The organism is Pseudoalteromonas shioyasakiensis, from assembly GCF_001550135.1.
GTDB classification, from domain to species: domain Bacteria; phylum Pseudomonadota; class Gammaproteobacteria; order Enterobacterales; family Alteromonadaceae; genus Pseudoalteromonas; species Pseudoalteromonas shioyasakiensis.
In genome coordinates, this window is record NZ_LRUE01000015.1 from 194,581 (window position 1) to 207,494 (window position 12,914).

13 protein-coding genes are annotated in these 12,914 nt (G+C 40.7%); 7 read left to right on the top strand and 6 right to left on the bottom strand.

The window, feature by feature from the left end; translation table 11 throughout:
- Window positions 1–17 precede the first annotated feature (17 nt).
- The 3 genes from PASHI_RS10075 (at window position 18) to PASHI_RS10085 (ending at window position 4,922) form a co-directional block, all read left to right on the top strand.
- The gene (locus tag PASHI_RS10075) at window positions 18–881 is read left to right on the top strand and encodes a S1/P1 nuclease (RefSeq protein WP_062565493.1); all 864 of its coding nucleotides are present in this window, start codon (window positions 18–20) and stop codon (window positions 879–881) included.
- A gap of 34 nt (window positions 882–915) precedes the next feature.
- Window positions 916–4,038 carry a TonB-dependent receptor gene (locus PASHI_RS10080; RefSeq protein WP_062565494.1) on the top strand — a complete coding sequence of 1,041 codons (3,123 nt, stop codon included), beginning with the start codon at window positions 916–918 and terminating at the stop codon, window positions 4,036–4,038.
- Window positions 4,039–4,385: 347 nt separating this feature from the next.
- Window positions 4,386–4,922, top strand: a complete 537-nt coding sequence (locus PASHI_RS10085) for a hypothetical protein (protein ID WP_062565495.1) — start codon at window positions 4,386–4,388, stop codon at window positions 4,920–4,922.
- Between the two features lie 45 nt (window positions 4,923–4,967).
- On the opposite strand, the gene PASHI_RS10090 is transcribed toward PASHI_RS10085, so the two are convergent.
- The 5 genes from PASHI_RS10090 to PASHI_RS10110 form a co-directional block, all read right to left on the bottom strand.
- A complete protein-coding gene (locus PASHI_RS10090; protein ID WP_062565496.1) occupies window positions 4,968–5,978 on the bottom strand; it encodes an ABC transporter ATP-binding protein in 1,011 nt (336 codons plus the stop codon).
- 11 nt (window positions 5,979–5,989) lie between these two features.
- Entirely contained in the window at window positions 5,990–7,489 is a 1,500-nt protein-coding gene (locus PASHI_RS10095) for an ABC transporter permease (protein WP_054552193.1), read from the bottom strand.
- The gene (locus PASHI_RS10100) at window positions 7,489–8,529 is read right to left on the bottom strand and encodes an extracellular solute-binding protein (protein WP_054563064.1); all 1,041 of its coding nucleotides are present in this window, start codon (window positions 8,527–8,529) and stop codon (window positions 7,489–7,491) included. The genes PASHI_RS10095 and PASHI_RS10100 overlap by 1 nt, the downstream gene beginning before the upstream one ends.
- A complete protein-coding gene (locus PASHI_RS10105; RefSeq protein WP_062565497.1) occupies window positions 8,529–9,341 on the bottom strand; it encodes a hypothetical protein in 813 nt (270 codons plus the stop codon). Before PASHI_RS10105 ends, PASHI_RS10100 begins: the two co-directional genes overlap by 1 nt.
- Before the next feature lie 95 nt (window positions 9,342–9,436).
- A complete protein-coding gene (locus PASHI_RS10110) occupies window positions 9,437–9,892 on the bottom strand; it encodes a MarR family winged helix-turn-helix transcriptional regulator (protein ID WP_062565498.1) in 456 nt (151 codons plus the stop codon).
- 103 nt (window positions 9,893–9,995) lie between these two features.
- Here PASHI_RS10110 and hmgA point away from each other — a divergent pair, with 103 nt between their 5' ends.
- Window positions 9,996–11,300, top strand: coding sequence for a homogentisate 1,2-dioxygenase (hmgA, locus tag PASHI_RS10115; RefSeq protein WP_062565499.1), 1,305 nt, complete (start codon window positions 9,996–9,998; stop codon window positions 11,298–11,300).
- Window positions 11,300–11,929, top strand: a complete 630-nt coding sequence (gene maiA, locus PASHI_RS10120; protein WP_054563060.1) for a maleylacetoacetate isomerase — start codon at window positions 11,300–11,302, stop codon at window positions 11,927–11,929. Before hmgA ends, maiA begins: the two co-directional genes overlap by 1 nt.
- A 53-nt stretch (window positions 11,930–11,982) precedes the next feature.
- On the opposite strand, the gene PASHI_RS10125 is transcribed toward maiA, so the two are convergent.
- On the bottom strand, window positions 11,983–12,213 hold the full coding sequence (locus tag PASHI_RS10125; RefSeq protein WP_054563059.1) for a TIGR02647 family protein: 231 nt from the start codon (window positions 12,211–12,213) through the stop codon (window positions 11,983–11,985).
- Window positions 12,214–12,290: 77 nt separating this feature from the next.
- On the opposite strand from PASHI_RS10125, the gene PASHI_RS10130 reads away from it, so the two are divergent.
- Both PASHI_RS10130 and PASHI_RS10135 read left to right on the top strand, forming a co-directional pair.
- On the top strand, window positions 12,291–12,590 hold the full coding sequence (locus PASHI_RS10130; RefSeq protein ID WP_062565500.1) for a DUF1496 domain-containing protein: 300 nt from the start codon (window positions 12,291–12,293) through the stop codon (window positions 12,588–12,590).
- 56 nt (window positions 12,591–12,646) lie between these two features.
- Window positions 12,647–12,913: a VF530 family protein gene (locus PASHI_RS10135; RefSeq protein ID WP_054552185.1), complete on the top strand. Its 267-nt coding sequence runs from the start codon at window positions 12,647–12,649 to the stop codon at window positions 12,911–12,913.
- Window position 12,914: the final 1 nt, after the last annotated feature.

The window sequence follows — 12,914 nt, forward strand, 5'->3', positions numbered from 1 at the left end:
TTTTGGACACTGAGTCAATGTTACAAAAAACAATAAAAATGTTGCTGTTATCGACACCAGTTATTTCTGCGGTGTTAAGTAACCCAGCTAATGCATGGGGTCAGAATGGTCATCGAATTATTGGTGAAATTGCATCTAAGCATATTACAGACACCACCAAGCAAGCATTAGTTCCTTTACTTGATGGTGATTCTTTACCACAGGTAGCAACGTGGGCTGATGAAATGCGTTCTGCTCCAGAAAAATTCTGGCAAAAGAAATCTTCGCGCTGGCATTACATTAACTTTAAAGAAGGTGATGCCAAACCACATTACGAATCACATGCCCACCATAATAAAGAAACCGTGTCAGACATCCTCGAAGGCATGGAATATTCAATCTCAGTATTACAAAACCAAAAAGCTTCTCTAGGTGAAAAACAGTTCGCACTGCGTTTTTTAGTTCACCTTGTTGGTGATAGCCATCAACCTTTTCATGCCGGTCGCGGTGAAGATCGTGGCGGCAACAATATTTCTGTCACATTCTTCGGTCAAGATACCAATTTACATAGCTTATGGGACACAAAACTCATTGAAAATGAAAATTTGTCCTATACTGAGTTTGCGCAATTTATAAATACAACAAATCAAGCGTTAATAACGGACTATCTTGCCAGTTCACCTAGCGATTGGTTAATCGAATCAAATAACATTGCAAACTCTCTGTATAAAGAAAATGAAACAAACGTAAGTTATAGTTATATCTATAAAAACTTACCGATTGTTAAAACTCGCCTACAACAAGGCGGGATAAGATTGGCAGGTTTATTAAATAATCTATTTGATAAATCAGCAAAACCGTTAGTAAAGGCACTTAAGATGCCAACTGACAGCAAACTATAAATGAAACATAACCTCTAACACGGGAAATAACATAATGAAAATCCAACTCCGCAAAACAGCTCTATCACTTGCTATTGCAGCATGTGTTGGTGTGAGTGGTGCAGCGTTAGCAAATGAAACAACATCTGCTATCAAGGGTCAAATCAAAGGTCCTAGCGGCAACCCTGCTGCAGGCACTAAGATTACTATCGTTCACTTACCTTCAGGTTCAACTAAAGAAACTGAAACGAACGATGCGGGTTACTTCACAGCAAAAGGCCTACGTGTAGGTGGTCCTTACCGCGTTGTTGTAGATTCTGACGTATTCGCAGATCAAACATTCAACAACATCAACCTACAAGTGGGTGCTGACTACCCAGTTAATGTTACGTTAGAGAGACAATCTGATGTAGAACAAATCGTAGTTACTGGTCGTCCTATCAGCCGTATGTCTGGTGGTACAGGTCCTGCTGCAACGTTTACTCTTGAAGATTTAGAAAACCAACCAGCTATCAACCGTGACTTAAAAGATATCGTTCGTATCGACCCACGTGTAACAATCGATGATAGCCGCGGTTCAATCAACTGTGGTGGTGGTAACCCACGTTTCAACAGCTTAACGCTAGACGGCGTTCGTATGAACGATAACTTCGGTTTAAGCTCTAACGGTTACCCTACAATCCGTGCTCCTTTCTCTTTTGATTCAATCGAACAGGTTGCAGTTGAACTAGCACCTTTTGATGTTCAATATGGTGGTTTCACATCATGTAACATCAACGCTGTTACTAAATCAGGTGGTAACGAAGTACACGGTGGTATGTTCTTCGATTACACAAATGATTCAATGAAAGGCGATAAAATCGAAGGCGAAGACTACGATAACGGTGATTACACCGAAAAACGTTACGGCTTCAATGTTGGTTTACCACTAATTAAAGATAGCCTTTTCTTATTCACATCTTACGAAAAACTTGAAGGTGTAAAACAATACAACTACGGCGGCCTAGACACAGGTAGTGTTACAGCTTCAGACGTTGCACGTGTACAACAAATCGCTCAAGATGTTTACGGTTATGATGCAGGTGGCATGCCATCAAGCGCACCAGTTGAAGATGAAAAAATCTTGGTTAAGTTAGACTGGAATATCAACGATGACCACCGTGCTAACTTAATCTATAACTATAACGATGGTTTTACACTGTCTCAGTCAGATGCTTACAGCAACACTGTTACTTTAGATAATCACTTCTTCAAGCAAAGTGCTGAATTTACATCGATCATTGGTTCACTTTACTCAGATTGGTCTGATGAATTTTCAACTGAAATTCGTTTAGGGAAATCAGAATTAGATCAGACTGTTCGCTCTTTAGATGCTGCAAGTAGCTTCGGTGAAATGCAAATTCGTACAGAAGACGGCGGTACTATTTATATCGGTCCAGATGATTCTCGTCAATCTAATGCTCTTAGCTACGAAACAGTGACAGCAAAAATTGCGGGTACATACTACCTTGATCAACACACTATTACCGCTGGCTACGAGTTTGAAGAGTTAGACGTATTCAACCAATTCGTTCAGCATACTCAAGGTGAGTGGCGCTTTAAATCTGTAGACGATTTTGAGGCTGGTTTTGCAGACCGTGTTTACTACAACAACGCTGCTGGAACTAACGATCCTACTGATGCAGCAGCTAACTTCTCATACGCTCAACATACTTTATATGTTCAAGATGAGTACAGCTTTACAGATTTAGATGCAACATTAACGTTTGGTCTTCGTTACGACAAATACACAAGTGACGACAAACCTAACTACAATGAAAACTTTACAAACCGTTACGGTTTCAGCAACCAAGGTACATTCGACGGCATCGATTTAATTCAACCACGTGTTGGTTTTGAGTGGTACGCAACAGATGCACTAGAAGTACGTGCAGGTGTTGGCCTATTCTCAGGTGGTAACCCGAACGTTTGGTTATCTAACTCATACTCGAATGATGGTATCACTAACATTGGTACATCAATCAGAGGTGGTGTTGACCTATTTTCTACGCCAAACGTGAACGGCGGCACACCAGGTTACGAAGTACCACAAAGCCTTTACGATCAAGTTGCAAACACAGTCATTGGTTCAGGTGATTCATCAGTAAACGCTGTTGACCCAGACTTCGAAATGCCATCAGAGTGGAAATACTCAGTAGGTGCAACATACACAACTGAAGATGAGTATGTATTCTCACTAGATTACTTATTCACTAAACGTAAAGATGCTGCTTTCCTAGAAGATATCGCGTTACAAGATTCTGGTGAAACAACATTTGATGGTCGCCCAATTCTTGAGTCTAAAGAAGGCCGTAGCGGTGACTTATTACTTACAAACGTAAGTGGTGACAGCGGTGAGTCTCATGTTATCTCAGCAGCAATGAGCAAACGTTTTGATAACGGTATTAGCGTACAACTAGCTTATGCTTACACTGACTCAACTGATGTTAACCCTATGACTAGCTCGGTAGCGAGCTCAAACTACGGTAACTTAGCGACATACGATCCAACTAACCCAGGTGCACACACATCTGATTATGAGATCCCACATCGCTTTACCATGACATTAGGTTACACAACTGAGTTGTTTGATGGTTACAACACTCGTTTCAACCTATTCAGCGAAACATACAAAGGTCTTCCTTACAGCTACACGTTTGATGATTCAGACTATGATGTTTGGGGTGATAGCAACTCAAACGGCGGTCGTCAGCTAATGTATATCCCTGAAGTGAATGACCCTAACGTTGTTTACGACATGACTCCTGAAGAAGTAACTGAGTTTAACGAGTGGATTTCTGCTCAAGGCTTAGCTCGTGGTGAAATCTCTGGTCGTAACCGTCAAAATGCTGATTGGTTCACTAAAGTTAACTTCAAGATGACTCAAGAGTTACCTGGTTTCATGCCTGGTCATAAAGGTGAAGTGTTCTTCGTTATCGATAATTTAACAAACATGTTAAACGATGACTGGGGCGTACTTAAGAAAGGTAGCTTTGTTGGTAACAGCATGGTTACTGTAGAGCTTGATGACCAAGGTCGTTATGTATACTCAGACTTCAACCCTAACAATGGTAAAACTGCAACACAAAGCAGCGCATCAGTTTGGGAAATGCGTGTAGGTGTACGTTACACATTCTAATAACGAGTTAACCTTGTTATAAAACAAAAGCCCGCCCCTACTGGCGGGCTTTTTACTGAAGAGTGCAATCCCTATTATAATCATCCGCAGAATTATTCAATAAAATAAAACAATACCTTAAGACTATTTATAATGGGTCATTAATAATAAAATAAAAAATAACACCCATTTTAAGCGAATAATTTAAATAACCAATATAGCAATAAATCACGACTTCCATTTAACAAATAATAACTTGAAATTAAATAGATCTTAGATTAGATTACAAATTAACCAGTATTAACTTTGAGGATATTAAGATACTTGCGTTAACATTAAAAACATTCATTATTTAAAAGGACAAAAACATGAATTATATTAAATCGTTATTAATTAGCTCTGTCTTTATTTCAACTTATATATTTGCACAGTCTGATAGCTATGTAGTCGATAATGTTGTAGTTTTCCCAAATGCATTTAATACAACTGAGGCTGAATTTTTTAGTGGTTTTCCATATGAAGTTAATGGAACTGGTTCACTTGCTATTTGGGGGTTTGACAGAGCTTCAAATATGCGAGCTTACTTAAGCTACGTTGATATTTATCAAGATGAATTAGAACGAGATATTTTACATCAAGAAGTCTCTAGGGCAGAAAGAGTTGCCTGCCCAATGAATGAAGATAGAACAGATAATAAAGCGTATATGGTTGTAACTTTCACGGATTTAAGCTTTAGACTCCCCGATCAAACCCGCTACTCACATTTTTATAACGGCGATGTAGTAGGCGGAACTGATTGGAATAACAATGGGGAAATAGATGTTCTCGAAAACATATCAGAACTTAGTCTCCATGTCCAATTTGGTCAACGTTATCCTAGCGTTTGTAATATAACATTACGATAAGTAATAATAGCTTTGATTAACTTAACATTAATCAAAGCTACGCCATTATTGTGAATAAACTGCAAGTGGGTGTGTTGTGTTAATAGAAACATGCACTGCATCACCTGGGCGTACCATCACTTCATGGCTAACACGGCTTGTCACTACAGTATCACATGCTAATTTAACCGCGCATAAGCGACTGCCACCTTCGTAACGTACCCATGTCACTTTACCATTACTGGTAGTAGCATTTTGAATAAGGTGAACATCATCAGGGCGAAGTAATACATCAACCTTCGCGGTATCATGATCAACTTTAATCGCTGGTGCATTGCCTAAATCAGTGGTGGCGATATCACCTTCACAATTACCGGCAATGAAACTTGCTTCACCTAAGAAGCGCGCTACAAAGCGATTGCTTGGTAAGCTAAAGCAGCGTTCAGGGGTATCTATTTGCTGAATTATGCCTTCTTTCAGTACGCCAACACGGTCACCGACAGATAAGGCTTCTTCTTGGTCATGGGTTACCCAAATAGCAGGAACACCAGCATCTTTTAATGCATTACGAATATCCCAACGTAGGGTGTCTTTTAAAGCCGCATCTAAGTTTGATAAAGGCTCGTCAAGCAATACAAAGTCAGGTTCGTGAGCCAATGTACGCGCAAGGGCTACACGCTGCTTTTGACCACCTGATAAAGTAGCAGGCTTTTTATTACGAAAAGCTTCAAGACCCAGTAATTTAATCCAATGATCTGCTTTTGAGGTATCGGTTAATCTAAAGCAAATATTTTGCTGAACTGTTAAATGCGGAAATAACGCAAAGTCTTGAAATACCATACCCACTTTACGTTTTTCTGGTGGTACTTTTAACTTTGGGGTAGCTCGCCATGAGCCTAAATTAATTTCTCCTTCGCTGATAGGAATAAGCCCAGCTAACGCTTGTAAAATTGTACTTTTACCACAGCCAGTTGGACCAACTAGCATGAGGATCTCACTTTCCCCAAGTGATAAGTTAAGTTCACTTACCACACGATTGCTACCATAATCGATAGACAGCTTACTAACTGATAGCATTAAACTGATCCTTAATGTTCTAATTGACTGCGCTTTTCGCCTGAGAGCATTATAGCTAAGCCACATGCTGATATCACTACTAACAAGAGCCCAGGTATTGCAGCGCGACCGAAATAACCGGCTTCATAAACACGCCATAAATAAGTTGATAGGGTTTCAAACCCTGTTGGGCCGAGTAACAATGTTGCTTCAAGCTCTCGCATTGATTCTAAAAATACCAAGGCTGCACCAGCAATGATACCGCGTAGGGTTAAAGGCAAGGTAATACGCATAAATGCTTCACGAGGGCTTGCGCCTAATACGCGTGCTGATTTAATTAAACTCGAATCTAAGTGTTCTGTGCTGGTACGCACTGAGCCAACTGCCAGCGGTAAAAATCGCAGCACATAGGCAATCACTAATAATGCCAGAGTTTGGTATAAAAGCGGTAATTGCAGGCCACCATAAACCAGTGCAGTTCCCATCACTATACCCGGAATACCAAATCCGAAATAAGTGACTCGTTCCATAATGCGCCCTACTTTACCGCTTAAGGCAGCATGCGCTACAGGTACTGCAACAACAACAGCAACAATAGCCGCAATACCAGATGCATAAGCAGAATTCCACGCAATGCTGAAATCAAAATCAGCAACACCATCACGGGCAAGCCAAAGGGTAAAAATGGCTAACGGCAAACAAATAGCCAATAATAAAACTGGTAGAAAAGTCACTAGCATTGCTAACTTTTGACCGTTTGATGGAAATAACATTAGCGGTCTACCGTGGCGCTCAGAAGCTGTTTTAATTTGTGATTCGATGAACAGTAAAAAGCCTACTATCACCATTAATTGTAGCGATAACATCGCTGCTCGGCTTAAGCCAAAGGCGTTATATTCAACATAGATCACGCGGGTAAAGGTATCTAAGCGCATCATCGCCGGTGTACCGAAGTCTGATAAGGTATAAAGCGCAACCAGTAATGAGCCCGCTGCTATACCGTTTATTACACGTGGTAATATGACTTTAAACACACTCATTGGCATCGACATACCTAAAGTGCGAGCCGCGTTTACCATGCTGGCATCTAGACTAAGTAAAGACGAACGCGTTGTAAGCATTACAAATGGAAACGTGTATAGCGTCATTACAATGGCAGCACCCGTTAAGCCATACATAGGCGGAGTTTCAAAGCCTAACAGCTGATTAATTTCACCACCGGGGCCAAAAGCTGCATATAAAGTAAACGCACCAATATAGCTTGGAATAGCAAGTGGAGCTGCAAACAAAACAAGCCAAAGCTTTTTAAAAGGAAGTTGAACATAGGCACTAATAAACGCCAGAGGCACGCCAATTAAAATAGAGCCTAAAACAGTTAACACCATAAGTGATAAAGTGTTACCTAGAATTTTTAAATTGTGACTATCAAAAACAGCCGTCGCATCACTGGCTAAAGTGATCAGAATATAAACTGGCACTAACGCCAAAAGCGCTGCAAGCAGCGCCATGGGATAAGAAGCAGGTATGCGCATTATAAAACACCGCTACTGCGCATAAGGTCGAGTGTTGGCCTTAAATCTGCCAATTGAGTTAAATCGATTTTCGGCGGTGACACATCCGTTAAGGCTGGTAATCCAGCGGGCTGGTCAATACCTTGGATCAATGGAATTTCGTAGGCTTCACGTGCTAAGTAGCTTTGTACTTCTGAACTTAGTAAGTAGCGCATAAAGTTCATTGCGTTCGGGTTATCTGTCAGCGATAACACACCTGATGCATTAACTAAACAACCGGCATCTTGATTGGTAAAAGCAAGATCAAGGTTTGCATCTGGTTTACCTGATTTAAGACGTAACGTGTAATAATGATTTGCAAAACCAATATCCACTTCACCACGTTCAACGGCCATCACTACGCCAAGCTCGCCGGCATAGGTTTTCGAACGTTTTTGAACTTTCTTAAGCCATTTAGCCGTTTTATCTTCACCTTCAAGAATACGCATTGCCGTGACAAATGATTGGAAAGAAGCATAAGCAGGTGCCCAACCAATTGATAAATCGCTATCGGCAATAGCCATTATGCTATCTGGGATCTGATCTTTTGATAAACGCTTAGTGTTGTAAGGTAATGTACGAATACGACCTGTCACTGGTGCCCAGCCTGGATAGCGGAACTGAGGTTGTAATTGCGCTTCTAAGTCACTTGGTAGTGGTTTAGCTAAACCTGCGTCTGTTACTAAGCCAATCGCACCTGAGTCAACGGCCCAAAATAAATCAGCACGTTTAACACCCGCTTTCGCTTCAGCCACAATCATGTTGGCAAGTGCAGCAGTTGGACCACGGCGAATTGATAAATTAAGTTTTGGGTTTTTCTTTTGGATTGATTGCAGTACGTTTTCGTACAAACCACCTTCACCACGGCCTAAATATAAGGTTAAGTCACCCTCTAGGGCGGGTAAGTCTTTCACTGAAATAGGGCTTGCAGCAGAGGCTGCAAAGGCACGAGAAAGAGGTAGCGGCATTGCGCCCACTACCCCAAACGCAGCCAGGCCTTGAATAAAGGTCCTACGCTTCACTAAAATACATCCTTACGTGCTTTTTCGGCTTCTTCTAGTAACACCTTAGCGCGATCTAGTTTTTCTTGCATATCAACAACCACTGCACGTACTTGGTCAACAGACCCTTTATCAGAAATAGCTTTAGGCAGGGTTACGTTAAAATCTTTTTCGAGAACTTCTACTAACTTCGCATCTTTTTCGATAAGTGTACCTTCAACACCTTCGAATAAGTGAAGGTAAGTATCGTGTACAATTTGCGTTGCTTCATCGCTTAAACGTTCTGCGTATTTTGCAACAACACGGTCTAATTTATGTTTGATCTCATCGATAGTAGCGCTTTGCGTCATTGTTTCAGAAGCAGTTGCTTTTACAGCTTTTAATAAGCCTTTTTGCTGGAAGTCGGCAGCAAGTTTAACAGCTCCAAGACCCTGCCACAAGGCAGCATTTAAGGCCTTTTGGTGCTCACGTACTTCGCTTGCTGGTTTTTTGTCATCAATGGCCATTTTGATACCATAAATGCCTTGCCAGATTGATGCATAAACCGGTACATAATTCGTTTCAATCGCACTGTGAAACTTTACTGATTCCCAGTATTCAATTAAATCATCGCTTTTAACTGCTTTTGCGCCTTTTGTTTCATAATCGGTAACCATGGTGTCAACTTTACCGATCATCCACTCAACGTCTTCTGAGTAATCTTTTAAATTTTCTTTTAGATGATTAACGTGCTCACCAATTGGGCCATTTGCCAATACAGGTTGGGCAATAAAAGTAGATGCTAATACTAGGCTAAGACCTAGTGTTTTAACGGTGTTTAACGCTAATTTCATAGGGGGGACATCCAAGTTTCTAATTGTAAATGATAGCCATTATCATATACGTATCGATTGTCTAAATCAATTGCTATAAAGCCTTGATTACAGAATTACACATTTTTATTTAAGTGATTGGAAAGCTTACTAAGAGTGTTCATAAATTGATTAAGTTCTCGGCTATCTAAGTCGCTCACTAAACCGGCTTGCCACTCATTTGCTAATGGCACAATTTGCTCATGCAAACGGTTCCCCTCAACGGATAGTGATAACAAACTTGCGCGTTTATCCTTAGGGTTTTCTTTGGCTATTATAAGGTTTCTCGCCAATAGCGACTTTACTGCACGAGACACCGTTGATTTATCCATTTGTGCCATATCACATAATTCTTTGGCAGTACGCTCACCATATTGGGCCAAATTCGCAATTATCCGCCATTGTGGCACCGTTAAATCGAACTGCTGTTGATATAGCTCACTAAACTGCTCACTCATTTGCATTGCAATATTGGTTAATGAATAAGGTAAGAACTGTTTTAAATCGAGCGTTGTTTTATTATCTGTCTTCATGGCTGCACTACTGTCAAAGAATATTTACACAAGTAAATTCAGTGTAGTTTGAATTTAGTCTCACATGAGAGTATCTTACCTAAAACCTTTCAGGAGTCTAGTGATGAATAACGAATTACAATATATGACAGGCTTTGGTAATGAATTTGAAACCGAAGCATTACCCGGTGCATTACCTATCGGTCAATTCAGCCCGCAAAAAGTTAAATACGATTTATATGCTGAGCAGTTCAGCACAACGGCATTTACAGCGCCACGTGCTGATAACCGTCGTACTTGGTTTTACCGCATTCGCCCGTCAGTAATACAAGGTGATTACACGCCAATTGATAATGGCCTTATTCGCACCGCTCCTATTACAGAAGTGCCAACACCACCGACAATGCTACGTTGGGATCCAATTGAAATTCCAGAACAACCAACTGATTTTATAGATGGTTTAGTCACTATGGCTGCCAACGGTAGTGCCAATGCACAAACAGGTATTGGTATTCATATTTATGTCGCTAATAAATCAATGCAACACCGTTACTTTTATAATGCTGATGGTGAAATGTTATTTGTGCCGCAACAAGGTGAGCTATTACTTAGAACCGAGTGCGGGCAACTAACCGTTCGTGCAGGAGAAATTGCCGTAATTCCTCGTGGCATTAAGTTCGCTGTTGATTTGCTCACCGATACAGCACGTGGCTACATCTGTGAAAACTATGGCCATGCCTATATTTTACCAGAGCGCGGCCCAGTGGGTGCCAATGGTTATGCAAATGACCGTGACTTCCACTACCCTGTAGCAGCTTTTGAAGATGTAGAAGGTGATTTCGAACTCGTTGCTAAATTCAATGGCAATATGTTCCGTTGTGATATTGGTCACTCGCCATTAGATGTGGTTGCTTGGACGGGTAATAGTGCACCTTACAAGTATGACCTTGCTCGATTCAATGTTATGAATACAGTAAGTTACGATCACCCAGATCCATCAATCTTTACTGTATTAACATCACCATCGGGTACAGAAGGTGTCGCTAATATCGATTTTGCTATCTTCCCTCCACGTTGGATGGTGGCTGAGAACACTTTCCGCCCACCTTATTACCATCGTAATATTATGAGTGAGTTTATGGGCTTAATCGAAGGTGTGTACGATGCCAAAGAGCATGGCTTTGTACCAGGTGGTTCTAGCTTGCATAACTGTATGTCGCCACATGGTCCAGAAGCCGATGTATTCGAAAAAGCATCAAATGCTAAGCTTGAACCACAACGCTACGAAAACACCTTGGCATTTATGTTCGAATCGCGTTACGTTATTTCACCAACTAAATATGCCCTTGAAGGTAAAGAGCGTCAGCCTAACTACACAGATTGTTGGCGCACTATTAAAAAACATTTCACAGGTAAACAGGACGTATAATGAAACTTTATAGCTATTTTCGTTCATCAGCTGCATACCGAGTTCGCATTGCGCTTAATTTAAAGAACATTGATCACGAGTTGGTGACGGTTAATTTATTAAAATCAGAACAGCAAAGTGACGAGTACCTAGCTAAAAACCCACAAGGGTTATTGCCAGCACTTGAAACTGATCAAGGTGTACTTGCGCAATCGCTGGCTATTTTAGAGTGGTTAGAAGAAACTCATCCAGAAACGCCTCTTTTAACGGGTGATGCATGGCAAAAAGCTCAGATCCGTAATTTATGTTATGCCGTAGCGTGCGATATCCACCCTATCGATAATTTGCGTGTATTAAAGTACTTGGCTAACGATCTTGGTGTTGATGAAGAAGCAAAAACGACCTGGTATAAGCATTGGGTAGAAGTTGGCTTTGAAAGTATCGAAAAGCTACTTAATGAAGCGAACACTTTTTGTGTGGGCAACAAACCAACGCTTGCTGATGTGTGCTTAGTGCCGCAAGTATTTAATGCCTTGCGCTTTAAAGTCGATATGACCAAGTACCCTAAAATTGCTGCGGTATATGAGCAATGTAATAAGCTTGATGCCTTTATTGATGCTGCACCGCAAAACCAGCCAGATGCGATTTAAGCTTTAAGATTTGTTTTTAAAAAGGCCCGAACATTTCGGGCCTTTTTTATTTGTTATCTAAGCGCTGAGTTAATCACACTCACATGGTTAATTAAATCGAGCCCTAAGTCGGTTAAGTAGCCACCATCAGGACTATCTGTAATACCTTTATCATAAAGACGTTTTGCTGCATCTTTAATTGAGCTTTCGGCATCGGAATGAATTTTAATTCCCTGCATTTGAGAGTTGCGAGGAAATTTTGCAAGCAGGGTTAGTTCGTCGATCATATTTTTATCAAATTGCATGTGTTCACCTTTTTATTATTTATTCCTTGTCATAAGCTTAGTGTAGTTATACAGATCTGCCCAACGGGAGGCGCATTTTGTTAAAGAAAATTTTACTGTTAAGTACTTTGTTTACTTTAGGGTTTCTAAACCAAGCGCTAGCAAAGGAAAAACCACTAATTGTGCTTGATGGTCAAGAGGCATTAAACAATCAAAAAGTGTGTTGGTATGAAAATAAACGCTATACCGAAGGTGCGTATATTACTGTTGGCGATATTACGTTAATTTGCACTGCTAAACAGCCTAATTTTTCAAACACTGATTTGGCTTGGCTCAGACTAAATGCTAATGGCGAGATTATTTACCCTAAACAAGCGAAAACGATTCACGTCAATTAGCTTAAAACGCACAGATGGGGTACTATTGCGCGGTTGCAAATAACCTAAGATTTATCATGGACAATCAACCAAATAATCCGTTACATGGCGTTAAACTAGCCGACATCGTTACTAAACTTGAAGAAAAACTTGGTTGGGAAGGTATGGCAGCGCACGTAGACGTACGCTGCTTTCAAAATGACCCAAGTGTAAAGTCGAGTCTTAAGTTTTTACGAAAGACCCCTTGGGCACGAGAAAAAGTAGAGCAGTTATATATTGATACCTTTATCAATAATGACCTAGCTGATGATGGCACTTTCCAATGGAAAAGCATCAAAAAGTAAC